Genomic DNA, 24,195 nt, shown 5'->3' on the forward strand with positions numbered 1-24,195 from the left:
GCGGACCGCTCTCGCTCATCTCCGACCTCTCTCGTATGGGTCCGACCCCCGAGCGATTTCATAGTAAACGAGTCGGAATATGGGGTAAGGAGCTGATCGAAGCGGAGTGTCGGTGCGCCCACGCGGACGAGTGCGGTGCGGTTTTACTCGGCTCCTCCGTCATCGACGGGTCCTTGCCGGCTCAGCAGAGGCAGCCGGAGAACGAACCGGGCGCCTCGTGGAGAGTCCTCGATGCACAGGGTTCCGCGGTGGGCCCGGGCGATGTCGAGAGAGATCGCAAGGCCCAGCCCGCTGCCGCCGGCGTCGCGGCGACGCCCGTCTTCCAGGCGAGTGAACCGTTCGAAGACCCGCCGGCGATCGGTCGGCGCGATGCCCGCGCCGTCGTCGACCACGGCCACGACCGCCTGCCCGTCCGCGGCTTCGACCGAGACCTCGACGCCGGTGTCCGCGTGCCGCCGCGCGTTGCTCAGGAGGTTGCCCACGACGCGGATCAGCTGGATCCGGGAGCCGAGGACCCACACCTCGGACGGCGCGTTGACCACCACCGGCACGCCGCCGGCTCGTGCCGCCTCCTCCTTCACCAGCGCGCCGAGTTCGACCGCCTCGGGCGGCGACGGGTCGGCTGCGCGCAGACGGGCCATCAGCAGCAGGTCGTTGACGATCGCCTCGAGCCGGTCGCCGGCCGCCAGCGCGTCCCCGACCGCCTCGCGCAGATCGACGTCGTCCGGGTAGAGCAACGCCTCCTCCAGTCGTGCGCGCAGAGCGGTGATCGGCGTTCTGAGCTCATGGGACGTCGTGGAGGCGAACTCCCGCTGTTGCTCCACCGCCTCTTCCAGCCGGGCCAGCGTCTCATTGGCGGTGCGGGCGAGAAGCGCGATCTCGTCGCCGCCGTGACGCGCGGGCACCCGAAGACTCAGGTCGCTCACCGTGATCTCGGCCATCCTCGCGCGGATGGCCTCCACCGGCCGGAGCGTCCTGCCCACCGCACACCACGTGGTCCACGCCGCCAGAACCACGATCAGGAACGCCCCGGCGGCGATGACGTACTCCAGCCGGTGAGTCACCAGAATGGACGGCTCCGCCGTACCGGCGTAGACCACGGAGGAGTTCGCCGCGGGAGTGACGCGGTTGGCCATGAGGATGAGACATCCGCCCTGCGAGCACTCGATCTGCTGTTGGAGCCGGTCGTCGGCCGGAGGGCGGTGCATGCTCACCGGCGGCCTGTGTGCGGCCTCCGGACTCGAGTCCACGACCTTGCCGTGGACGTCCACCAACTGGATGAGGTCGACATCGGCGGAGGCGGGGATCGGGTGCGGCAGGACACCGTTGCGCTCCGCCGCGCTCCACCGCGCGGCAGCTCGCTCGGCCTGGAAGAAGAGCTCGTTCTGGACCTTGTACCGGATCGCGAGGTCAAGGCTCATACCGATCGTCACGAGAAGCAGCAGCGACAACGTCGTCGCGGTGATCGTGTAGCGCGCTCGTATCGAGTGCAGGGGGGACACTGGCGTCCCTTCTTACTTCGGCATCGCCATCTTCCCGGGCGGTCCCCGATCTCCGGAGGGAATGCGGCGGCAGCCGTACCGATCCGGGGTCGTGAGCACACCATGGGGCACAGAGTCACCGGGGAACTCCGTCCATCGCATCACGGTACGACGCGAAACGCCTCGGAATGGTGGCCCTGTCGCTCCCAGGATCCAGGCCTCACACTCGAAGAACTCCCTGGTCAGCGCCTGAGTGCTCGTTTTCATGCACTGCCGTACGTGGACGCCGTTGCCACATGACTCGAGGCGTCCGATCACTCGCGGGCGATGACGCTCGGGTGATCGGACGCCCTGGCGCGCTACGGAGGATCAGGCGGTGACGGGCCGGTTCGCCATTCATCGGGCCGCCGACGCTTGCGAGAACACAGCGGAGCGCAGCCAGTACGCCGCCCATCTGCTGTCCCGACCCCCTCGATGCGGCTCGGCCAGGTGGCCGCCGAACGCGGTGCGGACTCAACCCGGCGGCCTGCGGATGGGACGGCCTGGCGAACTACATCGACGACACCGGAAAGATCGCGGCCGTCGTGCGCACATGGGAGGACCGCTACGGCGCACGGGTCGTCGAACTCAGCCGATCCGAACTGCTCCTGAGCGTCGCGGCACCGCCGACGGCCCTGGACGAGGCGCCCCACGGTGCCGCCGAACACTTCGCACTGTGCCCGGACTTGGAGCGTTCTGGACGTTGGAGTGGGCCATCTCCGAAGTGACCTGGCCTCCAGCCGAATTCCGGAGGCATCACCAGGGCCGGTGACCGAATCGGCCCGCCTTCACACGGTCATAAATCGCGCGCAGCCACGGCTGACGAACCTCTGGCATCCGCGCCAGCGTGTGGAGGAACACATCCCGGTCAGTTCGGAATGGATAGAACGGCAACAACGGTGGGGGGTCATCCCGGTGAACGCCGTCGGGTAGCCCGCCCGTCGCGGGAATGAGCCGCCGATCGCGGTTGAAGGCCAGATGCATCCACACATCGGCCGCCAGCGGCACCGCTGCCTGAGCCTCAGACGGCCATGCCTCACCGGTCTGCGGATGCAGCGGCACCAGGGCGATGTCCGTGCTCGCCGCGGACAACCCCGGCCCCACCGGGGCGAGGGTCTTCGCCGGCGGGCCTGGCGGCAGCAGAGAGTCGATCGCCGGGCGGAACATGTCGGCGATCGGGCCGTCGGGGACGACCACCCGCACACCGCCCGACACGGCCACGAGATGGGCCAGCGCCACCGCGATCACCGCTTCCCATACCGGGCTCCACGCCCCGATCGGCTCCACCGGCGGCGTCTCCGGACACTCCTCCCGCAGCGCCTCCCAGCTGAGCACCCGACGAGTGGACGCCTTGACGACACGACGTACTGCGCACGGGTCCAGCCACACCACCTGCCAAAACGAACAGTCGTCGATGCGGGTGCCGACGGCGTCCCCGCACTGCGCGCACGCCAAGTTCGGACCATCGCGGCCGTCCAGGCCCAGGCAGTAGCCGTCGCATCGCTCTGGAATCAGAACGGTTCCGCGGACGTCTCCCGGCGCGACCGCGATCGCTCCCGGCGGCCCGTACGACAGGGAGTACACCGGCGCGTACACGCCGCGTGCCTCCGCCTCCTCCGCACCGACCTCCTCCCACCGCCGCCGCGGCGGCCCGGAAGGTTCGGGGTCCACCGCATAGGTCCCAGACTCCAGCAGCACGGGAAGCAGCTCATGGCCGTAGGTCTGATGGGCGTGAGCGGGAAGCGCGACCTGCGACACCGGCGCGGTCAGAACGGCCCCACAGTTCGCACACACGAACACAGTCATGTGCCCTCCTGTGCCAAGGGTGCCCGGACCGCAACTGCACAGTAGGCCTTTCTTCCGCACCCCGTCATTTCGTTATTTGTGCCGCTATATCGATGCGTGGATGGCCGACACTCCGCACTGCGGATCACGAGAGGACGCGCGGCGATACGTAAGGCGGGGTGCGCGGTCACGCCGTTCAGGGCGTGGGCGGCCGCCACCCGATCCCACTCGCCGGCGGTGTTCAGGAGTGTGCGCAGCAGGTCATCGTGACGGGCCTCAGTGGTGATCGTCGCGCGCACCTCGATCCCGGACACCGGTCACGAGTCGATCACCTCGGTGTTCTGACACGCCACGAGAAGCCATCGGCCGTCTTCCTTGGCCATGACGAACAGCGGGCTCCCCTCATTCAGCCCCTCGATCGGCCGGCGGTCGAGCGTCACCACCCGCTGCCGCACCTTGACGGCCGCGACATCCGGCCGGATGAACAGCACGTGCACCACCTCGTACGTGGCCGTCGACTCCCTCATCGCACCCGGCAGCACCTGGTGCGTGAACGCCGAGATCTCGTCACGACCGGTCAGTCGCCTTCCATGACCTGTCGTCCAGATCGCTTCGGCTCTGAACAGGGCGACGAAATCGTCGGGAAGCTCGTTCTGCTGGGCGTGTTCCAGCGCGGCCACCACCTGCTCGATCTCCTCGATCTCCGCGTGGTGCGCCCGTGTGTCGATGTCGTACATGTCGATCACCGTCGCACTTGAACCAAAGTTCAAGTCAAGCGGTGAAGGCCCCGACGCGTCGCCTCGGGAGACGACGGGCGCCCGCACCACGCGGGTGCGGGCGCCCGACCGAATCAGCTCGCCGAGTCCGCCGGCTTGTGCGCGTGCGCGGCGCGCGTGGCGCTCTTCGCGGCGACCGGGGCGCCGTCGCCGATCGTCCCGGTGTCGAAGGCGTACGTCGCGGCCAGGGTAGCGATGGCGTCGGAGTTCACGTCCAGAGCCTTGTCGCTGATGTTCGCGATCGTGTCACAGGCGCTGTGGTAGCAGGGGTCGAGCGGGATGCCGGCCGTGCCACCGAAGATCTGGGCCTCCTCCTCGGTCTTGAGGACCTCAGCCCCGGTGAACAGTCCGCCCGCCGGGATTCCGGCCGCGATGAACGGCCCGTAGTCCGAGCGTCCGGTGAACGCCGTCGCCGTGAACGGCAGCCCACGCCCGGCGAAGAACTTCTCGAAGTCCTCTTCGATCACGTCGGATCCGGAAGGACCGGCGGTGCCGAACGCGTCACCGTCGCCGTCGTAGATCCCGTACGTGTAGTTCGGCGAGGCGATCATGTCGAAGTTGAGGTAGAGGGCGATCTTGGCCCGCTCCTCGGCTGTCAGCGAGGCGACGTAATGCTCGGAGCCGAGCAGGCCGAACTCCTCAGCCCCCCAGAAGGCGAAGCGCATCTGGTTCTTCGGCTTGGTCTTGGCGAACTGCAGCGCCACCTCGAGGGTGCCGGCGCTGCCCGAGCCGTTGTCGTTGATGCCGGGCCCCTCCTGGACGCTGTCCAGATGCGCGCCGAGCATGACGACGTTGTCCGGGTCGCCCTTCCTGCTCTGGGCGATGACGTTGTAGGTGGTCCGGGTCTCGACGATCGGGTCCCAGTTCATCGTGACCGCGGTGCCCGCGGCGGCCAACTCCTGTCCGACCTCGAAGCTGGTGAAGAACGACGGGATCGTCACGCCGGGGCCGCCGAGCGTCGGGTTGAGGTCGACCTCCGTACGGCCCGGCTGCCCCTCGTTGAACACGATCGCCGCCGAAGCGCCCGCCGCGACGGCGTTGTCCACCTTCACGCGGAAGTTGCACGTGCCGCGCTGCATCAGCGCGATGTTGCCGGCGACGAACCCGGCGAAGTCGCTCGCCTCACACCCCGAACTCGAGGAGTTGGCCGCGGGGCCCGGCGGCAGCACAAGGTCCACGCCCTGGACGGCGCCACTGGCGGCCCCCGAAGGCGACTCGCCCATCGCCACGTAGTCGCCGAAGAATCCGTAGGTGTACGTCTTCGCCGCCGGGCTGGTCCGCTTCAGCACGGGCGGCGTCTTGTAGCCGTCGAAGGTGAACTCGAACGGCTGGATCGTCACGTCGTACCCGGCGGAACGCAGCTTGTGGGCCACATAATCGCGGGAGGCGTCGAAGCCGGACGTGCCGGACACACGGGTGCCGCCGTTGCGGTCGGCGATGGCCTGGAACGCCTGGAGATGCTTCTTGACGTTCTTGCCGGAGACCGCCTTGACGAGCTTGCGAACGGAGTTGTTGTTGGAGTGGGCACCGGCCGTGCCTGATAACGCGAGCGGTGACAGGGTCACGGCGACGGCGGTGATTGCGCCGAGCATGCCCCTACGCAGGCGGGAACGCATACTTGCTCCTCGGGACGTCGAAGGTGAACCGCGGAAATGCACACGTAGCCCGCAACGTATTCACTAATACGGCTATCAGGGAAGATCACGGCATATATCTGTTGCATCACAGATCTTGAACATGCTGCATCTCAGACTCGTCAGGAATTACGGATGCCCGTATCGCGCCGACTTTCGGACTCGCCGGCATCGGCATCGGGCAACAATCACTCGAGAAGTGAGCATCGATGCGATTCCGTCGATTTGATTCAGATCAGCTGATCGATTTGGGCGCGGCAAACGCAGAACTGCGCCGAAACATCCTCTGCGACAACGTGGCGCCCATCACTCCTCCTCGGCGAACACGATCTCGCGGCGCTTGCGGATGGTCGGGAGGACGGTGACGACGAGCGCCGCCACGGCCAGGGCCAGGAGCACCGCGGAGATCGGCCGGGTCAGGAAGACCGACGCGTCGCCGCGGGAGATGATGAGCGCCCGCCGCAGGTTCTCCTCCAGCAACGGCCCGAGGACGAAGCCGAGCAGCAGCGGCGCCGGCTCGCAGCCGCACTTGATCAGGATGTAGCCCAGGATTCCGAAGAACACGATCGCGTACACGTCGTACCCGTTGAACCCCAGGGAGAAGGTGCCGATCGCGGCGAACAGGATGATCATCGGGAACAGCACCTGGTACGGGATGCGCAGCATGCGCACCCATAAGCCGATCAGCGGCAGGTTCAGCAGCACGAGCAGGACGTTGCCGATCCACATCGACGCGATCAGGCCCCAGAACAGCGCCGGTTCGTCGGTGAGGACGTTCGGGCCGGGCGTTATGCCGTGGACGATGAACGCGCCGACCATCAGAGCCATCACCGGATGCGCGGGCAGGCCCAGGGTGAGCAGCGGGATGAACGACGTCTGCGCGGCGGCGTTGTTCGCCGACTCGGGACCGGCGACGCCCTCGATCGCGCCGCGCCCGAACTCCTGCCGACGCTTCGAGACCCGCTTCTCAACGGCGTACGAGGCGAACGAGGCCAGCACGTGGCCACCGCCGGGCAGGACGCCGAGCGCCGCGCCGAGACCGGTGCCCCGCAGGATCGGGCCGACGATCCGGCGCCGGTCCTCGCGGGTCGGCCAGAGGTTCTTCACCCTGCTGACGATCGCCGTGCGGGTCTGCTCGTTCTCCAGGTTGCGCAGGATCTCGGCCACCCCGAACATTCCGACGGCGACCGACACGAAGTCGATGCCGCCGTACAGCTCGCGCTGGTCGAACACGAACCGGGGCGTGCCGGTGTAGATGTCCTGGCCGATCGTGCCGAGCAGGACGCCGAGCGCGATCATCGCCAGCGCCTTGAGGGCCGTGCCGCGCGCCAGGGCGATCGACACGATCAGGCCGAGCAGCACCAGTGAGAAGTATTCGGCCGGGCCGAACTTCAACGCGACGCGGGCCAGCGGCGGGGCCGCGACGGCCAGCGCGACGGTGGCCACCGTACCCGCGATGAAGGACCCGATCGCGGCCGCGGCCAGCGCAGGGCCGGCCCTCCCCTGGCGGGCCATCTCGTGCCCGTCCAGCGCGGTGACCGCCGCCGACGACTCACCGGGCAGGTTGATCAGGATGGCGGTCGTCGAGCCGCCGTACTGTGCGCCGTAATAGATGCCGGCCAGCATGATCAGCGCCGTCACCGGCTCGAAACTGAACGTGATCGGCAGCAGCATCGCCACCGTCGCCGTCGGCCCGATGCCGGGCAGCACGCCGACGGCCGTCCCGAGCAGCACTCCCACGAAGCAGTAGACGACGTTCTGGACCAGGAGGGCGGTCGAGAAGCCCAGCGCGAGGTTGTCGAGAAGTTCCATGCCTCAATCCGGATGCCGCGTCAGAACCCCAGCCATGGGCCCCACAACGGGATCCGCAGCTGAAGTCCGACGACGAAGATGAGCGTGGCGGCCACGGTCAGCCCGGCTGCGACTGCCACGGCCGTGAGCGGCCGTACGCGGGAGCTGGCCAGTGTGGTGAGCAGGGCGGTCACCGCCGACGTCGGCACGAATCCGAGGCCCCGGACGGTGAATCCGAAGAACAGGACGGCGACCACGATGACGGCGACCGCGCGCCAGGGGATCGGCCCGAACGACACCACCTCGCCGGCCACGAGCCCCTTGACGACGATCGCCAGGCCCAGGGCGACCACGGTCGCGCCCACCAGCAGCGGGAAGGCGCCGGGGCCCATCCGCAGCGGGGTGCCCAGCTCGTAGCCGAGCGACCCCACCACGAATGCGCCACCGATCAGGACGAAGACTCCCCCGGCGAGGACGTCCGGGAAGGACCGGCGGCGTTCCACCTCAGGAGGCCTTGACGCCGGCGTCGGCGATGACCTTCGCCCAGGTGCCGAGCTGCTCTTCGAGCTTGGCCCGGTGCGCCTGCGGAGTCGCGTCCTCGGCCGGTACCGGCGCGGTGCCGAGCTTGGCCATCTGGTCGATGACGGCCTGGTCGGCCAGTGCCGTCTTCAGCGCCTCGGACAGCTTCTGGACGACGTCCTGCGGTGTGCCCTTCGGGACGTAGAGGCCGTGCCACACGCTGACCTCGAGCTGGGGCAGCCCGGCCTCGGCCGTGGTGGGCAGGTCGGGCAGGCTCTTGACCCGCTCCGGCGTGGTGACCGCGTACGCCTTCACCTCGCCCGCGGAGATCTGGCCGCTGGTGTTGGTCGTCTGGTCGCACATGAAGTCGACCTGGCCGCCGACGAGGTCGGTCAGCGCGGGGCCGGTGCCCTCGTACGGGACCTCCTGGAGCTTGACACCGGCGGCGGTCTGGAACAGCAGGCCGCACAGGTGGGACGCGGCGCCGATGCCGGCGTTCGCCAGCGTGACCTTGTCGGCGTTCGCCTTCACGTAGGTCACGAGGTCCTGCAGCGTCGCGGGCGCGAAGTCCTTGCGGGCGACGACCGTCATCGGCACCTCGGTGACGAGCCCGACCATCTCGAAGTCCTCGAGCGGCTTGTAGCCCAGGTCCTGGTACAGGGCGGGCGCCGTCGACATGCCGATGTGGTGCATGAGCACGGTGTAACCGTCCGGCTGGGCCCGCGCGACCTCGCCGGCGCCGACCGTGCCGCCCGCGCCCTCGACGTTCTGGACGACGATCTTGCCGCCGAGTTTGGCGGCCATCGGCTCGGCGATCATGCGGGTGACGGTGTCCGTCGGGCCGCCCGCGCTGAACGGCACGACGAACGTGATGTTCTGGTCCGGATAGCCTCCGGCACCGGCTCCGCCGGTGCCGCCTCCACCGGTGGTGCCCCCGTTGCCGGAGCAGGCGGCGACGAGCGAAACCACGCCGATCGCGGCGATCATCCGCGCGGCGGCCCGGTACCTGCTGATCCTTCTCATATCGCGGCCTCCTCGTCAGCGCATGCGCATTCGTCGGTGAGTGCGCGGCCTCAGTCTCGGCTGGGAGGGACGCGGATGGTGTCAGAGGAATCCCAAGGAATGCGCTGGACGTCAGAGAAATCCCAAGAACTGAAGGTCTAACAAGTGCGTCAATTCCGGCTTACAATCCGCCGATATGCGGATCACCATCATCGAGGATGACGACCGCGTGGCGCGGGGTCTGGTGACCGTCCTGGCCCAGGCGGGCTTCGAGGTCCACCGCATCGCCACCGCCGCGGAGGCCGTGCGCGCCGACCCGGCCGACGTGGTCCTCGTCGACCTGGGTCTGCCCGACGGCGACGGACTCGACGTGATCCGCAGGCTGCGTGACCGCCCGGAGACCGCCGTCATCGCCGTGACGGCGCGATCGGAGGAGCACGAACGGGTCCGCGGCCTGCGCGCCGGCGCCGACGACTACATCGTGAAGCCGTTCGGCATCCCGGAACTGCTGGCCCGGATCGACGCCGTACTGCGGCGCACCCGTGTGGCTCGTTCGCTGAGCCACCCGGACGAGCCGCTCGTCCTCGGCCCGATGCGGATCTGCGTCGGCACCCGCGAGGTAACCGTGGACGGCACACCCGTGACGCTGACCCGCAAGGAGTTCGAGCTGCTCCTGCTGCTGGCCCGGCGGGCGCCGAACGTGGTGAGCCGCGACGTCATCCTCGACCAGATCTGGGGCGCGACCTGGGAGTCCTCGAGCCGCACCCTGGACACCCACATCGCGGCGTTACGGAACAAGCTCGGGCCGGCCGTGCTCATCCGCACGATCCACGGGGTCGGTTACCGGCTCCTGGCCGACCGGCCGGGCTGATCGGCTGACGCGCCGTGCACCGCCGCCTGCTCGCCGTCCTGGTGCCCCTCGCGGTGCTGCTCGTCGCGGCACTCGGCGTGCCGCTCAGCGTCACCGTGGCCGAGCGGGAGATGCAGGAGACATACGTCGACCGGCTGGGCGACGTCGGCCGGTTCGCGTCGCTGGCCGAGACCGCGCTGTCAGCCGGGCGGACCGAGGCCCTCCACCAGGAGCTCGCGCGCTACCACGAGCTGTACGGCACCCCGGTCGCGCTGATCGACACGTCGGGCGCGGTGCTGCTCGGACCGGCCGGCGCGTACCAGGAGGCGGCGAGGCACGAGCCGGAGTTGCCCAGGATCGTGACCGCGGCGCTGGCCGGGGCGAGGTCCGAACCGTCCGGGGAATGGGCGCCGTGGGACGACTCCGCACTCGTGGTCGCGGAGCCGGTGGGCCGGGACAGCGAGGTCGTCGGCGCCGTCGTGACGATTTCCGACCTGTCGAAGACGCACGATCGCATCCTCGTGCGATGGGCCAGGCTCGCCGGGCTCGGGCTGCTGCCGTTGATCGCGCTGGTGGCCGTCGCCTGGCCCGTGTCGGCGTGGGTGTTGCGGCCGGTGCGTGAGCTGGACGCGGCGAGCTCGCGGATCTCACAGGGCGACCTCACCATCCGGGCGGACGCCGAGGCCGGCCCGGTCGAGCTAAGGCGGCTGGCGGAGTCGTTCAACACCATGATGGACGCGGTCGAGAACGCGGTGCAGCGGCAGCGGGCGTTCGTGTCCGACGCGTCGCATCAGTTGCGCAATCCGCTGACCAGCCTCCGGCTCGCGGTGGAAAGTCTGGAACCCCATCTGCGCACGGACGGCGACGGGCGGCAGGTGTACGACGTCGCCGTCGACGAGCTGAAGGCGATGCAGCGGATGCTGAACTCGCTGCAGGCCAGTGCGCGGATGGAGAGCATGCGGACGGCGTCGCCGGTGGATCTCGACGCGGTGCTGGCGACCCGGGTGGACCGGTGGCGGGCGTTGACGGCGACGGCGGGACAGACCCTGGCGGTCGAGGTGCCGCCGGGGTTGCGGTTGCTGGAGCCGCCGGGCGGACTGGGCAGCGTCCTGGACGAGCTGATCAGCAACGCGTTACGGCTGTCGGACGCGCGGGTGGTGGAGGTGACCGCCCGGGTCGTCCCCGGTGGTGCGCGCGCCGGACACGGCAAGGCCTACGCGCCCCGGGAGGTGGTCACGATCGCCGTCCGCGACGACGGCCAGGGGATCGACGCGTCCGAGCGGGCCCAGGCGCTTCGGCGGTTCTGGCGGTCGCCGCGGCACCAGAACGTGTCCGGGACCGGCCTGGGCCTGGCGATCTGCGCCGACCTGGTCGGGGCCGCCGGGGGCGAACTGCGGCTGGAGGAGGGCCTGCCGCGTCCGGACGGGTCCGGGCACGGATTCGCCGCGGTGGTCGCGTTGCCGGCCGTTCCGCGGGAGGCGTCGTCCGGCGCCCCGGCTCCGCAGCAGGGCTGAGGACCCGCGCTCCGCCGCCTCCGGTCAGCGCTTGCGGTCGCGGAACCAGACGGCCGCGCCCGGATGGAGCGGGATCGACGCGGTGGAGATCCCGGTGCGCACGTTGATCTGCCACGCTTCGGGAACCGCCTCGGCGTCGTCGCGGCCGGCGGAGGTGATCGTGCCGGTGTGCGTGAAGATCGTGTCGGTGATGGCGTAGACCAGGTCGTCGGGCAGGTCGTTGCGCGCGAGAAGCACGTTCGGCACGGCGACGGTACGGGTGGCCCGGACGCCGGCGTACGCGGTCGCGGGGATCATGGCCGGGGTGTACGGACCTGGGAACGCCGTGAAGAGCGCGTCCGCCTGTGCGTCCAACGGGATCAGCCGGATCGAGTGCCGCCGCGCCAGCTCCGTGATGGCGGGTGTCGGGACGCCGGTCAGGGAGAACATCGCGTCGATCTCGCCGTCGCGCAGTGCCGCCGCCGACTCGGCCTGGCTGAGGTAGCGGCCGTCGGCGTCGACCCGGCCAAGTTCCAGAACCCGCAGCGACGTGAACTCCGTGCCCGAGTCGCGGGCACCGAGGGATATGCGCCTGCCCTCGAGGTCCCGGAACTCGTCGATCGCCGAACCGGCCAGGACCACGAGATGCAGGTGACTGTCGTAGAGCCGGCATATCGCCGAGAGCCCCTCCGGCGCCCTGCCGTCGCTCGTGATCAGCGCGTCCAGGCTCGTCAGCCCAAGATGCACCTCACCGGCCCGCAACATCCGGATGTTGTCGGTGGACGCCCCGCTCGGCACGGTGGTCACCGTGGCACCCGGCACCTGCTCGGTGATGTGTTCGGCCAGCGCACCGCCGATGCGGCGGTAGACCGCCCCCGCCGGTCCGGTGGCCAGTCGCAGGTGGACCTTGTCGACCTCGGGCCGCCGGGAGCAACCGACGAGCAGCCCGCCGGCGGCCAGGAGCACCGCCCGCCGGCTGAGCCGTGGCTCCAGGTTCGGCACCATGCCGAGATGATACGGACGGACCCTCCAGTCGGGCCACGGCCGTGAACCACCGGGCCGAGCCCGCGCTCCCCTCCCCCGCGTCGCGCTCAGACCGGCGGGCCCGCATCACTCGCCGCCCGCCGGGTGCTCATCACGTTCCACACGTGCCAGGCGAGCACGTAACAGGCGAACGCCGCAGCGGCCCCGTCTGCGCCGCCCAAGATCACGCTCCGCACCAGGTCGTAGTCGCTCACCGCGGCGCGGTCCGTCATCGCCCCGGCGGCGGCGCCGGCGAACGCGGCCGCTGCGGCCGCGGCGAGCACCCCGCCGCTCACCCGTCGCGCCACACCGGGCAGCCGTCCCGGCCGGACCGGGGCCCGCCGGTACCAGAGCGCGAACCATCCGGCCAGGGCCGCCAGTCCGCCTGCCGAACTGATGTACATGAGCACGTTGAACACCCGATGCGGGCCGATGACCGACAGCCGCAGCGGTTGCCAGTGCGCCACCGCGAACCCGCCGATCTGCGTGAACCCGTCCCAGATCAGGTGCGTGGCCATCCCGGCGAGGAGTGCGGCCACCACCGCCGCGGGCGCGGGCCGCGCCGCGTCCGGCAGCCTCGCGCGCAGCCCGGCGGGGGCCAGCGCGGCCAGCGGCGCCCGGACCACCACGTGGAACAGCACCAGCAGCACCGCGCCCGCCGGAACCCCCAGCAGCGGCGGCCCCCACCACGCGTGCGTGCTCGCCGACGAGAACGGCAACGGCAGGTAGTACGGCAGATCGGGCACCATCGCCCCGACCGCCAGCGCCGACGGCGGCAACCACCGCCGTACCGGAAGGATCGCCGCGACATGGCTCAGCGTGAACGGCACACGCCATTATCGGCACCCGCCGCCTGGATGACGATCTTTATCCGGGTGGTCTGGACATCGTGCGCGCGAGGGACGGTCTTCAGACGGATTCGAGCTCCTGCCTCTGTCCGGGTGGGGGGACGGCGGCGCCGTCGTCAGGCGGGGACGCTGATTTCTTGCGGAAGCTCAGCTTGATCGCGACGTAGTACAGGTAGGAGCCGAGGAGGACCATGACGACGGCACTGGGCCACTGGAGTGGACCGGCGAGGTACAACGGCAGGAACCACGACTTCACGTCGAGCCCGACCAGCAGGAAGATCATCGGAACGATTCCCTGCGGGAAGAGCGCGATCGAGCCGAGTGTCCAGCCGACGAGGGCGATCCACGCCTCACGCTTCGGCATCTCGATCTTGATCGACTTGCTGTTGCGCCCGGTGCGCATGAGGAAGAGCATCTCCGGGCCGCGCACCCGCAGGCTGCGGATCGCCACCCGCCCGAGCCACCAGGCGAGGAAGACGCCCGTGGCCACACCCACCGGGACGGCCGTCCACAGCAGGAACGCGTTGTCGTAGACGGTGCCGAGCGTGAGGAACGTGGCCGGCGGGATACCCGTCAGCAGCCCGCCCCAGAACAGAAGGTTGGCCTGGCCGGTCGTGTCGCCGTGCTCCAGCGGATTGTCGGGGCGCTTGTGGGCGTCGGGACCGGCCGCGAGTGCCACCACGGAGATGAGCGCGCCGAGGCCGGCCTGCCCGCCGAGCATCGCCGGCGTCAGGGCCAGGACCCAGGGCCAGGCCCAGGTGAGTCCGCTCCACGCGGTGAAGGCCACCGCGATGACGAGGGTGATCGGGCCGAAGATGAGCAGGTAGGCCAGCTGTCTGCCGCGCAGGTCCGCACGCTCGCTGCCGGTGAGCAGGGTCATCCACAGCGCGGTGCCGTCCAGGCCGTAGAGATTGCACATGGCGGCGCCGGCCATGACGGCGAGTGCCGGTGCGGCCCAGGGCAGCAGCAGCTTCTCGCCGAAGGTGAGTGGCAGCAGGGTCGTGCCCAGAGCCCAGACCAGCGGGACGAACACCGTCTGGGTGCGCAGCGGGTCGCGCCACCAGGTGCGCAGTTCCTTGCGCACGACCGTGCCGTAACGCCCGGCGAACAGCCCCCTGCTGGAGACGTCGGCGTTGCGCGAGCCGCGGATGGTGATCCGGGCCCGCCGTGGGGTACCGAGGCTGCGGCTCCAGGCGAGCAGCAGCAACACGATGAGCAGTGCCAGCCCGGCGAGCGCAGCGACCGTCAGCGCCCACTCTCCCCGGGCGGCCGACTCGACGGCGACGAGACCCCACCCGGACGGGATGGCCCGCACCGTGGTGGAGAAGCCGTTCCCGAAGCCGTCGGTGAGCACGCCGGAGACCTGGATCGCGACTGCGACCATCCAGCCCGACTGGGCGAGGACCATCATCGCGGCGATGAGGACTCCGGTGAACGCGGCACCGATCCGGGACTTCGCCACGACGCCGAGGACGACCATGGCGACTCGCGACAGCAGGACGACGAAGGCCAGTTGCAGGACGACGGCCGGCACCGCGACGAGCGCGGGCACGACGCCGAGGCGGGCGCCGTAGACGATCAGGCTCACGAACGCCAGGAACGTCACGACCGTGGTGACTGCGACGAAGCCCGCGCAGAGCAGCCCGACGGCGAGCTTGCGGTGCGGCACGGACAGCAGCGCGAAATGGTCGACCCGCAGCACCGTGGAGCCGCCCCAGACCGGTCCGACGATCCAGCCGAGCATCCACATGACGTAGATCGCGGCGAGCAGGTCGGGCACCACGGTCGGATGGACGCTCTCCAGCAGGCTCAACCAGATCGTGGCGACCGCGAAGACGATCCCGAACAGGCCACCGATGATCATCCATGCGGCCTTGCCCCCCGTCATGGAGTGCCGGATGATCGCCAGCTTCATCCGGATCAGGACGCCAGCCACGACAGTTCCTCCCGGTCGCCGGCCTCGACGCCCACCAGGCGGACGAACGCCTCCTCCAGGGTGCCGTCGCCGCGTACCTCGTCGAGTGGGCCTGCGGCGACGAGCTCGCCCTTGGCCATCACCGCCACGGTGTCGCACAGCTGCTCGACCAGGGCCATGACGTGACTGGAGAGGACCACCGAACCGCCCGAGGCGACGAACCGCACCAGGATCGCCTTGAGCGCGGCCGCCGAGACCGGGTCGACGGCTTCGAAGGGCTCGTCGAGGACGAGCAGTCTCGGGCCGTGCAACAGCGCTGTCGCGAGACCGATCTTCTTGCGCATGCCCGTGGAGTAGTCCACGACCAATGTGCGCTCGGCGTCGTTGAGCTCCATGACGTTGAGCAGTTCCCGGGTCCGCTGAGCCAGCACGTCGTCCGCGATGCCCCGCAGTTGGCCGATGAACGTCAGCAGCTCCCGGCCGGTCAGCCGTTCGGGCATCGCGAGCCCGTCCGGCAGGACGCCCATGAGCGACTTCGCCGTGACCGGGTCGGACCAGACATCCACGCCGAACACCTCGGACCGGCCCTCGTCGGGTCGCAGCAGACCCACCGCCATCGACAGCACCGTGGTCTTGCCGGCGCCGTTGGGTCCGACGAGGCCGAAGAACGAGCCTCGGGGGACGACCAGGTCGACGTGGTCGACCGCGACATTGTCGGCGAAGGCCTTGTGCAGGCCTTTCAATCGCAGCGCCGGAGCAGGTCCTTCGTCGCCCCCGGGTAACTCCTCGGAATCCTGGCTGGTCACGTTATCCATCGCCGCCCCCTTGGCTGCTCGCGGATTCACACATGCGTCGTACGACTGAGGCAAAGGGTAGATTCAGGAATCTTCAGGGAGAACCCCCTTTTCCTTCGACTCGAAGGCGGAAACGATTTCCCTTCAGTGGAGGACGGCCCGGACGCGCCGGGTTTCCCGTTTTCATGGTCGGGCCGGATAATGCACATTGAGCCCTTTTCATTCTGAGTAGCGGTCGCCTTTGAGGGGGGCAGGCCCCGTGTCTGTCGTGTTCGGAGCCTCACCCATCCCCTGACGTGGGCGAAATGTACTCGCTCGTTCCACCGGGGGCCCGGCTAGTGTCGCGCGGATGAGCAACGTTTCTCTGCCTCTGCTCTGGCTGTCGGGGCCTTCGGGTGTCGGGAAGTCCACGGTTGGCTGGGAGGTGTTTGCGCAGCTGAGTCGTGCCGGTGTCAGGACGGCGTTTGTCGACGCTGACCAGATCAGCCTGTGCTACCCCATGTCAGAGGGCGTGACGCATCGCCTCCGCGCGCGGAATCTGGCTGCGATGTGGCCGAATTTCCTGCAGGAAGGGGTGCAGTGTCTGGTCCTTGCGGGCTTCGTTGACACTCCCGAGGAGGTGCGTGAGTACACCGCCCTTCTTCCTGAGGCCACGTTCACCGTGTGCCGACTGCGCGTCGATGGCGCTGAACTCAAGGAACGGTTCCTCGCGCGGGGATGGCGTCCGGATCTGGTGGAGGAGGCGGTCGTTGAAGCGGAAGCCCTGGAACGCAGTGACTACGCCGACGTGTGCGTGGATACGGGCGGCTTAGTGGTGTCCGAGGCTGCCCGGCTGGTCTGTGAGCGTGTGGGGGGATGGCCGGGCATCCTCCCCGCCGCGACGTTCCACAGTGTCGCTGACCGGCAGAACCACCCGACCTCGGTGGATACCGCACCCGTTTCCGTGCCGGTGCCCGTGCTGTGGCTGTGCGGTGCTACGGCGGTTGGGAAGTCGACGGTCGGCTACGAGATCTTCATGCAGGTCTACCGGACCGGCGTGCGTGCCGCCTATGTCGATGTGAAGCAGATCGGTGCGCTGCGTCCCGTCGCGGACGACGACGTGGACAGCCATCGCCTCAAGGCCCGCAACCTCGCGGCCATCTGGGCAGGGCACCGCGCGGCGGGTGCCCGGTGCCTGGTCGTCTCCGGGGGGCCCGACTCCGACGACATTGTCCGCGGCTACGCCGAGTTGCTGTCTGGAACGGCCTTGACCGTGTGCCGCTTGCATGCGGGGCCGGAAACGCTGGCCGAGCGCGTCGCGCAGCGTGGCCGGGGAGGCGGGCCGGCCCTACCGGGTGATGGGCTGAAAGGGCTGAACTCGGACACCCTGCACCGTATCGCCGAACGAGCGGCGTTCGAGGCCAAGGCGCTCGACAGCGCCGGGGCAGGTGATCTGCGCGTTGACACCGACGGTCGGTCGGTGAAAGAGGTGGCCGCGGACGTACGGGCTCGCGGCGGCAACTGGCCGAATCTCTTCCCCTGAACGCAGTCCTCTCGAGCAGGGTCAGCCGCCACTGGACAGCGAAATCCCCAGTCTGACGGCTGAGGAAAGCCCCATACCGTGTCCGTATCAACCGGAGATCTGGACATGCTGTGCGGCCGAGGGTGCGCTGACGGTCTGGCCGTCTCCCCTGTCGGCCACCTGGGCGACCAGGAGAGCGAGAAAGGCCAGCGTCGCCATCGCCGTCCGGACCGCGTGCAGCGTCCACCATTGCAGGCGGACGTCCGCCCAGTCGGCGGGCGGCTCATCGGCGTTCCAGGAGTTCGCGAGCTGATTGAGCGGATCCAGTTTGGTCAGGGTGAGCACGATCGTGGCCGCCAGTAGCAACAAGGCGGCGATGCCGAGCCAGAAGACGAGCCAGCCGCGCTGGTAGGACACCACGCACGTCGTCAGGAGCAGGGCGAGGCAGGTGACCAGCAACACCGGCATGGCGCGGCCGTAATCCACGTTGAGCGCCTGCCAATACCGTACGTAGGCGGGTCCGGGCAACGACCGCAGCGACGGAGCCAGCACTGTGAAGACGAGGCCCCCGGCGAAGAGGCCGAGCAGCAACGCCGCCCCCGTCCGGGCGACGTTCAACAGCACGAGATACATGCCGCACCTCCGGTGCCTCATGATTGACTAGATGCACAAAATTTCATTTGAACCGATTAAAGTCAATATGCGGGCATGGTGATCACTCATGGAGCGGAAACCCAAGCGCCGGTACGTCAGCGAGGTACGACGCGAGAACGCGGAGGCGACCCGGCTGCGAATCGCCGAGGCCGCACGTGCGCTCATGCTGGAGCACGGCTACGCCTCCACGACGATGGCCGACGTCGCACGGGCCGCGGGCGTCGTCGTGCAGACCCTGTACACGTCCTGCCCTGGCGGCAAGCCCGGCTTGGCGAAGCTCGTATGGGACGTGACCTTGGCCGGTGATGCACAGGCCGTCCCGCAGAGTGCCCGGCCGCAGGTGCAGGCGATCGTCGACGAGCCCGATCCCACGCGGAAGCTGGTCGCCTTCGCGGAGATGGCGCTGTCGATATATCAACGTGTCGGTCCGGTGCATCGCGTGCTCCGCGCGGCCGCGGCGACCGATGCCGGCCTGGCCGACCTGCTGGCCGACACGGAACGCCAGCGATTGGCGGGCAGCCGGGGACCTGCCGAACACCTGGCGGCCGTCGGTGTGCTGCGCACCGGCCTGGGCGTCGAGCGAGCCGCCGATCAGATCTACGCGCTGACCTCGATCGAGTTGTTCGAGCGGCTGACCGAGGTCTGCGGCTGGACCATGCGCGACTGCCAGGACTGGCTGGCACAAATCCTCAGCGAGACCCTTCTCGAACCGACCGACCATGAAGGCCTCTGAACTCAAGGAACGGCCCGGCTCACGAATTCGATTCGTGCGTGTTTCAGCGGCTTTCCTGGAAGACGATCAGATCTTCCTTTGGTGGCTACAATGCAGCCATGAAGGCCGCGTTCCGCACCAGGTACGGCCCGCCGGAAGTGGTCACGGTCGCAGAAGTGGAGAAGCCTGCGCCCAAGGACGGCGAACTTCTCGTCAAAGTCCACGCGACGACGGTTAATCGCACCGACTGTGCGGTGAGGGCGGCCAAGCCGTTCATCTGGCGATTCTTCACCGGCCTGATCAGGCCGAAAGTGACGATTCTCGGAACCGAGTTCGCCGGAGAGGTCGAGGCGGTGGGCGCCGGTGTCACGTCCTTCACCGTCGGCGACAGGGTGTTCGGCTACAGCGACGCCGGATTCGGGGCCCACGCCGAATACATGACGGTCGCGCATGACGGAACCCTCGCGACGATGCCGGAAGGACTGACCTTCGAGGAGGCCGCCCCGAGCACGGAGGGGTCGCACTACGCCCTCTCGGCGATCAGGGCGGCGAAGATCGAGCGCGGCCACGACGTCCTGGTCTACGGCGCGACCGGGGCCATCGGCTCGGCGGCGGTCCAGATCCTGAAGAGCGTCGGCGCCGGCGTCACCGCGGTCTGCGGCACGAAGGACGTGGAACTCGTCAGGAGCCTGGGCGCCGACAAGGTCGTCGACTACATGACCGAAGACTTCACGAGGGACGAGAGGAAATACGACTTCGTCATCGACGCCGTCGGCAAGAGCACGTTCTGGCGATGCAGGCGGCTGCTGAAACCGCGTGGAGTCTTTGTCGTGGGTGACCTGGGCCCATGGTCCCAGAATCCGATCCTGGCGCTCGCCACTCCGCTGCTCGGCGGAAAGAAGGTCAAGTTCCCTCTGCCGAAACACGATTCGGCGACCGCACGGTATTTCAAGGACCTGATCGAGTCCGGGCGGTTCAAGCCGGTCATCGACAGGCGTTACCCATTGGACGAGATCCTCGAAGCCCACCGGTACGTCGAAACAGGCCGGAAAACGGGAAACGTCGTGATCAGCATCGAGCATTCGAGCTGATCCCTTTCCAAGGAGGACCGTCCCTCCAGGGTGCGGCCGGAAAGCGGCCGTGGGGGGTCATGACGACGTCCGGCACTCCGAGCGTCAAAGGACCTCTCGGGACGGATCCGCCAAGCGTGTGGCGGGCCTGACCCGCCTACTGGGCAGGGGTTCGTCGGCCGCCGTCTCGGCTGGTCATTGAGCGACGCCCGGCAATGCAATTTTGGCCTTTATGGGCATTTTTACGGAATCGCGAAGCCGTGACCCCGTGCGCTACTCTCGTGTGCCTGATCAACTCGGATGAGGACCGGTCAATGCTGCGACGAATCGCCCCCGCGGCCGTCATCGGTATCGCACTGCTCCTGGCGGGATGCGCCGGCGAGGACGCGCCGACGTCGGCTGCCGCCGCGGACACGATCCAGGTCCACTACGACCCGGCACGGGATCCGGCCGCGGACCTGAACGCCGCCCTCGCGCTGGCCGTCTCCGACGGCAAAGAGGTCCTGATCGATTTCGGTGCCGACTGGTGTCCCGACTGCAGGGTGCTCGACAATCTGTTCCAGTCGAAGGAATCGAAGCCTCTGCTTCAGCGCAACTACCACGTGGTGGCAGTGGATGTCGGCGAGTTCGACCACAACCTCGACTTCGCCGCGAAGTACGTGCAGTTGGAGACGAGCGGCATCCCGGCGCTGGCGGTGCTGGCACCCGACGGCGAGGTCCTCGTGGACACGAGTGACGGCTCGTTCGCCAATGCACGCACTATGAACAGCGATCAGGTCAACGCGTTCCTGACCCGCTGGGCACCCAAGAGTTGAGGGCGCACCGCGCACTGCCGGCCGTGCTGGTCGTCGCGTCACTCGCCCAAGGATGCACCGGAGCGGGCGCGAGCAGTCCGTCCGCCGAACTGTCAGGTCGTCTGGAGGACAGCGGCGTCACCGTCGTGGCGGCGCTGACCACCGGACCGGACGGAACCCGGCAGCTACAAGCGACATTCACCCCGCAGAGGACCGGCTATCACCTGTACAGCGTGGATCTGCCACCGGGAGGCGTGGACGGCCTCGGTGTGCCCACCACGGTGAGGGTGGGCGGCAACCTGCGCGCGGCCGGCAGCCCGGCCGCGAACGTGCCCGTGAGGACCTTGCGCATCGAGGCACTGGACGTGAACCTGCCTGTCTACCCGGACGGCCCGGTGACCATCGCGGTGCCTGTGCGCCGAACCGGGAACGGACGTGCTGAGGTGACCGTCACCTATGCGGCATGCAGCACATCCAACTGTCTGGCTCCCGTACGTGACCGCGTCATCGCCCTCGCCCCGGTCGGGACCTGATCAACTCAGCGGATATCCGAGAGATCAGCTTGCCGAGTCCGCCGGCTTGTGCGAAGGCGCGGTGCGCGCGGCGGTTGTCGAACGCGGCGCCGAAAGCGGCGCCGTCACCACTCCTTCAGACGGCTGCCTCACAGCATGGTGACCCCGCCCTCTAGCATCGAGTACATCTGTGACCAGCAAGGCAAGGCACTATATGGCTGTACTACCTCCGCAGTCAGTGAGCAAAAATCATCGCGACCGCTTCAGACCCCACCTCGGTCTTGATCATGAGAACGTCCGCGTCCTGCTCCTCCTACTGCTGACTTCAGTCACCGGCTCAGTCGATGCCGCCAGTTATCTCGGCCTAGGTCAGGTATTCACCGCGAACATGACCGGCAACGTCGCGATCATCGGATTCGCCGCCGGCGGAGCCGCCCTGCCGTTGCTGGGTTCCGCAATCGCGCTCGGGGCATTCATCGTCGGGACCATCATCGCGGGACGGATCGTGCGCCGTTCTGACCTCAGCTCTACCTGGCCCCTGCAACTGGCGATCTGCGTAGGCGTCAGCTTCGCCATGCTCCTGTCGGTGTTCCTCGTGTGGGTGACACAGCCGAGAGCGCCGTCTCCACATGTGATCGCGCCTCTCCTGGCATTCGCGATGGGCATCCAGGGTGCCGCCACCAGGCGGCTGTCGGTCGCCGACCTGCCCACGACAGTCGTCACCAGCACCCTTACCAGCCTCGGTGCGGACTCACGACTCGCGGGCGGAACCAGCGTCCGCTGGCGCCGCCGCGCGGCGGCGGTGGCGGCCCTGTTGCTCGGTGCACTGGCCGGCGCTGGGCTCTTTCACATTCGCGAAGCCTTCGCGCTGGTCCCTGGACTGGCGGCGCTGGCAATCGTGATCATCGTGTCGCGACTCCTCCCCGATCGGAAACTCGGTCCGGCTCAGGACTTCCGATCAGGGAGGAGCTGACCCCCCGAGACCAGGGTTCTCGCCGGGGCGCAGCTCTGGCAGCAGTACGACGCGAGCGCGAACGGCAGCATGTGGTACGCCACCGGAGCGACGGGCTCGACCATGTGGCGGGGCCCGCTCTCCCAGGAGTCGGGAGAGCGAGGGCGCTCGAGGCCATCCAGTCGCCCTGAGCTGCCCCCGCGGTCCCCCGCCCATCTCCGGAGCTCGAGAGCGCGACATAGGGTTGCTGATGAGGGGACATGACCTGCCGCTTTACACGACGATGGGGGTGAGCCGCATGGATGTCTTCGAAGCCTCGACCGAACAGCGCCCTCCATTCACGATCATCAGGGCGCGTGGAGAACTCGACATTGCCGCCGAACCTGCATTTCACCAACAGGTCGAGGCGGTCCTCGCGCAGAAGCCGCGGCGCCTCGTCTTCGACCTCAGCGAGCTCCGCTTCATGGACAGCTCCGGCCTACGCGTGATCCTGGACGTCTACCGGCGCCTCGGGATGGGCGAGCGGGTCGTCGTATGCGGACTCTCCCCACGCCTGCGGCGGATCTTCGACGTGACCGGGATCACCGGCCGGGTCGGGGGCATCACCGCCTACGGATCGTTGGAGGACGCGCTCAAATCCGGCACCAGCGGGTAGCCGGCTTCGATTCCACGCCGGGCGACCGCCCTGAGCGATTGAGATCTGAGCGGCCCCGTCGAACTCGGGCGAGGCCGTGACCTCGCAGGCCGCGCGCACCGCATTCCGGCAGGATCGGAGACTACGTGGCCTGGCTGTTCGCGGACGCCTCCGTCCTCGCCCTCGTCCTCGCGCCGGCCGCCCGTTGATCCGGACCCCGTACTTCTCGCAGCTCACGGAGGTCATGGGTCCACCACAGCCGACCACAATAACGGCCAATGTCAGGTCAAATCGGGCACAGATAAATGGCGATCAATGAATCGGACGTTCGACGATGCTTAAGTGGAAAGTTATTCAGTCACAGCGGAGGTAGATCTCGACCAAGCGGGCCGCCCCGAGAGCTTCAGGGCCTGGTGCCGTACATACACGGTTTCCGTGGTCGGCCACAGCTGGGAGGCGCTCTTGCCGTTGTGGGTGGAAGAGAACCTCGGCAAGCCGATCGAAGAACTGCGGGTCCGGCACTACACGGTGTTGGCCTCGGATTCGCAGCGTTCAGCGGTGGTCGAACTGGTGGCGCGGGGCCGCCAGTGGTTCGTCAAGGGGTTCGCTGACTAGCCGGCGAGCCACGCGAACGACGGAGAGGCCCACGACCTTCCACGTGTTGTCACCGGACACCTTCGCGATCGTGGTCACTCCCCTGCCCCTCTCTCAATCCACCGCCTTTACGATGTAGATCAGGATCCGATGCACATCCGTGGGCCTCGACCGGGTTGTGAGCGTGGGCGGCGGCGGCCATCCGCGCTGCGGTTAGGCTTCCCGCGTGAGCTTGATCGCCCTGCGGCGTGCCCTGACCGAACCCGCGGCCCCCGGGATCGGTCCGCTGCCGGCGGACGCCGCCTGCCTTCTCCTCGACCTGGAGGCGCCGCCGCGACTGGCCGCGCACCTGCGGGCCGTCCACGACACCGCGCTCAGGCTCGTCGACGCGATCGGCGACGCACTCCCCCGGCTGCGGTTCGACCACGAGGAGGTCCTGTTCGGCGCCGCCACTCACGACATCGGCAAGGTGATCCACACCGGCGAGTTGTCCGGACCGGGCCACGCGCACGAGCGGGCCGGATACGAACTGCTCCTCGCTCACGGTGTGGACGCCCGCCTCGCGCGCTTCGCCAGGAACCACGCGACGTGGACGGCCGCCGACATCAGCACCGAGGACCTCCTGGTCAGCCTCGCGGACAAGATCTGGAAGGCGAAACGGGTCCGCGACCTCGAAGACCGCGTCGTCGAGGTCGCGGACCCGCCATGACAGCGGGGGCAGTCCCTGGGAGGCGTTCCTGGCCCTCGACGACGTCCTGGACGCACTCGCGCAGGACGCCGACGACCGGCTCGCCTTCCAGGCCCGGCATCCGATCACGGTCG

24 protein-coding genes are annotated in these 24,195 nt (G+C 68.6%); 12 read left to right on the forward strand and 12 right to left on the reverse strand.

The features are described from left to right. Positions 1-143: 143 nt before the first annotated feature. Positions 144-1,502, reverse strand: a complete 1,359-nt coding sequence (locus tag Pph01_RS04150) for a sensor histidine kinase (RefSeq protein WP_239116422.1) — start codon at positions 1,500-1,502, stop codon at positions 144-146. A 431-nt stretch (positions 1,503-1,933) separates the two neighbouring features. On the opposite strand from Pph01_RS04150, the gene Pph01_RS43630 reads away from it, so the two are divergent. Beyond that, positions 1,934-2,248 (forward strand): DUF4253 domain-containing protein, encoded by a 315-nt coding sequence (locus Pph01_RS43630; protein WP_373315632.1) that lies wholly within the window; start codon positions 1,934-1,936, stop codon positions 2,246-2,248. A 28-nt stretch (positions 2,249-2,276) separates the two neighbouring features. On the opposite strand, the gene Pph01_RS04160 is transcribed toward Pph01_RS43630, so the two are convergent. The 6 genes from Pph01_RS04160 to Pph01_RS04185 all read right to left on the reverse strand — a co-directional run bounded on the left by Pph01_RS04160 (position 2,277) and on the right by Pph01_RS04185 (position 9,048). Then, the gene (locus tag Pph01_RS04160) at positions 2,277-3,326 is read right to left on the reverse strand and encodes a hypothetical protein (protein ID WP_204071565.1); all 1,050 of its coding nucleotides are present in this window, start codon (positions 3,324-3,326) and stop codon (positions 2,277-2,279) included. Between the two features lie 296 nt (positions 3,327-3,622). Then, complete coding sequence (locus Pph01_RS04165) at positions 3,623-4,042, reverse strand: SgcJ/EcaC family oxidoreductase (RefSeq protein WP_204071566.1); 420 nt, start codon at positions 4,040-4,042, stop codon at positions 3,623-3,625. Between the two features lie 113 nt (positions 4,043-4,155). After that, the gene (locus tag Pph01_RS04170) at positions 4,156-5,697 is read right to left on the reverse strand and encodes a M28 family metallopeptidase (protein ID WP_204071567.1); all 1,542 of its coding nucleotides are present in this window, start codon (positions 5,695-5,697) and stop codon (positions 4,156-4,158) included. A 324-nt stretch (positions 5,698-6,021) separates the two neighbouring features. After that, a complete protein-coding gene (locus tag Pph01_RS04175) occupies positions 6,022-7,527 on the reverse strand; it encodes a tripartite tricarboxylate transporter permease (RefSeq protein WP_204071568.1) in 1,506 nt (501 codons plus the stop codon). A 20-nt stretch (positions 7,528-7,547) separates the two neighbouring features. Next, positions 7,548-8,009: a tripartite tricarboxylate transporter TctB family protein gene (locus Pph01_RS04180; protein WP_204071569.1), complete on the reverse strand. Its 462-nt coding sequence runs from the start codon at positions 8,007-8,009 to the stop codon at positions 7,548-7,550. A gap of 1 nt (position 8,010) precedes the next feature. Further along, positions 8,011-9,048 (reverse strand): tripartite tricarboxylate transporter substrate-binding protein, encoded by a 1,038-nt coding sequence (locus Pph01_RS04185; protein WP_204071570.1) that lies wholly within the window; start codon positions 9,046-9,048, stop codon positions 8,011-8,013. Positions 9,049-9,223: 175 nt separating this feature from the next. On the opposite strand from Pph01_RS04185, the gene Pph01_RS04190 reads away from it, so the two are divergent. Further along, the gene (locus Pph01_RS04190; protein ID WP_204071571.1) at positions 9,224-9,898 is read left to right on the forward strand and encodes a response regulator transcription factor; all 675 of its coding nucleotides are present in this window, start codon (positions 9,224-9,226) and stop codon (positions 9,896-9,898) included. A gap of 14 nt (positions 9,899-9,912) precedes the next feature. Continuing rightward, positions 9,913-11,391 (forward strand): sensor histidine kinase, encoded by a 1,479-nt coding sequence (locus Pph01_RS04195; protein ID WP_204071572.1) that lies wholly within the window; start codon positions 9,913-9,915, stop codon positions 11,389-11,391. Positions 11,392-11,415: 24 nt separating this feature from the next. On the opposite strand, the gene Pph01_RS04200 is transcribed toward Pph01_RS04195, so the two are convergent. From Pph01_RS04200 to Pph01_RS04215, 4 genes are all read right to left on the reverse strand, one after another. After that, the gene (locus Pph01_RS04200; protein WP_204071573.1) at positions 11,416-12,375 is read right to left on the reverse strand and encodes a TAXI family TRAP transporter solute-binding subunit; all 960 of its coding nucleotides are present in this window, start codon (positions 12,373-12,375) and stop codon (positions 11,416-11,418) included. An 86-nt stretch (positions 12,376-12,461) separates the two neighbouring features. Then, complete coding sequence (locus Pph01_RS04205) at positions 12,462-13,223, reverse strand: DUF4184 family protein (protein WP_204071574.1); 762 nt, start codon at positions 13,221-13,223, stop codon at positions 12,462-12,464. Positions 13,224-13,302: 79 nt separating this feature from the next. Beyond that, positions 13,303-15,177 carry a hypothetical protein gene (locus tag Pph01_RS04210; RefSeq protein WP_204071575.1) on the reverse strand — a complete coding sequence of 625 codons (1,875 nt, stop codon included), beginning with the start codon at positions 15,175-15,177 and terminating at the stop codon, positions 13,303-13,305. Then, positions 15,162-15,971: an ABC transporter ATP-binding protein gene (locus Pph01_RS04215; protein ID WP_204071576.1), complete on the reverse strand. Its 810-nt coding sequence runs from the start codon at positions 15,969-15,971 to the stop codon at positions 15,162-15,164. Before Pph01_RS04215 ends, Pph01_RS04210 begins: the two co-directional genes overlap by 16 nt. A 328-nt stretch (positions 15,972-16,299) precedes the next feature. On the opposite strand from Pph01_RS04215, the gene Pph01_RS04220 reads away from it, so the two are divergent. Continuing rightward, the gene (locus Pph01_RS04220) at positions 16,300-17,472 is read left to right on the forward strand and encodes an ATP-binding protein (RefSeq protein WP_204071577.1); all 1,173 of its coding nucleotides are present in this window, start codon (positions 16,300-16,302) and stop codon (positions 17,470-17,472) included. An 87-nt stretch (positions 17,473-17,559) separates the two neighbouring features. Here the strand turns inward: Pph01_RS04220 and Pph01_RS04225 are convergent, their stop codons facing one another. Next, positions 17,560-18,084: an anthrone oxygenase family protein gene (locus Pph01_RS04225; protein ID WP_204071578.1), complete on the reverse strand. Its 525-nt coding sequence runs from the start codon at positions 18,082-18,084 to the stop codon at positions 17,560-17,562. A gap of 88 nt (positions 18,085-18,172) precedes the next feature. Between Pph01_RS04225 and Pph01_RS04230 the strand changes: the two genes are divergently transcribed. The 8 genes from Pph01_RS04230 to Pph01_RS04265 all read left to right on the forward strand — a co-directional run bounded on the left by Pph01_RS04230 (position 18,173) and on the right by Pph01_RS04265 (position 24,082). Continuing rightward, entirely contained in the window at positions 18,173-18,838 is a 666-nt protein-coding gene (locus Pph01_RS04230; RefSeq protein ID WP_204071579.1) for a TetR/AcrR family transcriptional regulator, read from the forward strand. Between the two features lie 98 nt (positions 18,839-18,936). Next, entirely contained in the window at positions 18,937-19,908 is a 972-nt protein-coding gene (locus Pph01_RS04235) for an NAD(P)-dependent alcohol dehydrogenase (RefSeq protein WP_204071580.1), read from the forward strand. 293 nt (positions 19,909-20,201) lie between these two features. Further along, complete coding sequence (locus tag Pph01_RS04240; RefSeq protein ID WP_204071581.1) at positions 20,202-20,702, forward strand: thioredoxin family protein; 501 nt, start codon at positions 20,202-20,204, stop codon at positions 20,700-20,702. Between the two features lie 23 nt (positions 20,703-20,725). Further along, positions 20,726-21,214 carry a protein-disulfide reductase DsbD domain-containing protein gene (locus Pph01_RS04245; protein WP_204071582.1) on the forward strand — a complete coding sequence of 163 codons (489 nt, stop codon included), beginning with the start codon at positions 20,726-20,728 and terminating at the stop codon, positions 21,212-21,214. A 169-nt stretch (positions 21,215-21,383) separates the two neighbouring features. Then, entirely contained in the window at positions 21,384-22,166 is a 783-nt protein-coding gene (locus Pph01_RS04250; protein WP_204071583.1) for a YoaK family protein, read from the forward strand. 277 nt (positions 22,167-22,443) lie between these two features. Next, on the forward strand, positions 22,444-22,800 hold the full coding sequence (locus tag Pph01_RS04255; protein ID WP_204071584.1) for an STAS domain-containing protein: 357 nt from the start codon (positions 22,444-22,446) through the stop codon (positions 22,798-22,800). Positions 22,801-23,121: 321 nt separating this feature from the next. Beyond that, the gene (locus Pph01_RS04260; protein ID WP_204071585.1) at positions 23,122-23,394 is read left to right on the forward strand and encodes a hypothetical protein; all 273 of its coding nucleotides are present in this window, start codon (positions 23,122-23,124) and stop codon (positions 23,392-23,394) included. A gap of 205 nt (positions 23,395-23,599) precedes the next feature. Continuing rightward, a complete protein-coding gene (locus Pph01_RS04265) occupies positions 23,600-24,082 on the forward strand; it encodes an HD domain-containing protein (protein ID WP_239116423.1) in 483 nt (160 codons plus the stop codon). Positions 24,083-24,195: the final 113 nt, after the last annotated feature.

Origin of the sequence: Planotetraspora phitsanulokensis (genome assembly GCF_016863295.1) — a bacterium.
Classification (GTDB): Bacteria; Actinomycetota; Actinomycetes; order Streptosporangiales; family Streptosporangiaceae; genus Planotetraspora; species Planotetraspora phitsanulokensis.

Bases quoted from the DNA above. Each gene is read 5' to 3' on its own strand.
- Pph01_RS04160 (WP_204071565.1), bottom strand. From the start codon at position 3,326: ATGACTGTGTTCGTGTGTGCGAACTGTGGGGCCGTTCTGACCGCGCCG.
- Pph01_RS04165 (WP_204071566.1), bottom strand. From the start codon at position 4,042: ATGTACGACATCGACACACGGGCGCACCACGCGGAGATCGAGGAGATC.
- Pph01_RS04170 (WP_204071567.1), bottom strand. From the start codon at position 5,697: ATGCGTTCCCGCCTGCGTAGGGGCATGCTCGGCGCAATCACCGCCGTC.
- Pph01_RS04175 (WP_204071568.1), bottom strand. From the start codon at position 7,527: ATGGAACTTCTCGACAACCTCGCGCTGGGCTTCTCGACCGCCCTCCTG.
- Pph01_RS04185 (WP_204071570.1), bottom strand. From the start codon at position 9,048: ATGAGAAGGATCAGCAGGTACCGGGCCGCCGCGCGGATGATCGCCGCG.
- Pph01_RS04190 (WP_204071571.1), top strand. From the start codon at position 9,224: ATGCGGATCACCATCATCGAGGATGACGACCGCGTGGCGCGGGGTCTG.
- Pph01_RS04200 (WP_204071573.1), bottom strand. From the start codon at position 12,375: ATGGTGCCGAACCTGGAGCCACGGCTCAGCCGGCGGGCGGTGCTCCTG.
- Pph01_RS04215 (WP_204071576.1), bottom strand. From the start codon at position 15,971: ATGGATAACGTGACCAGCCAGGATTCCGAGGAGTTACCCGGGGGCGAC.
- Pph01_RS04220 (WP_204071577.1), top strand. From the start codon at position 16,300: ATGAGCAACGTTTCTCTGCCTCTGCTCTGGCTGTCGGGGCCTTCGGGT.
- Pph01_RS04225 (WP_204071578.1), bottom strand. From the start codon at position 18,084: ATGTATCTCGTGCTGTTGAACGTCGCCCGGACGGGGGCGGCGTTGCTG.
- Pph01_RS04230 (WP_204071579.1), top strand. From the start codon at position 18,173: ATGGAGCGGAAACCCAAGCGCCGGTACGTCAGCGAGGTACGACGCGAG.
- Pph01_RS04235 (WP_204071580.1), top strand. From the start codon at position 18,937: ATGAAGGCCGCGTTCCGCACCAGGTACGGCCCGCCGGAAGTGGTCACG.
- Pph01_RS04240 (WP_204071581.1), top strand. From the start codon at position 20,202: ATGCTGCGACGAATCGCCCCCGCGGCCGTCATCGGTATCGCACTGCTC.
- Pph01_RS04255 (WP_204071584.1), top strand. From the start codon at position 22,444: ATGGATGTCTTCGAAGCCTCGACCGAACAGCGCCCTCCATTCACGATC.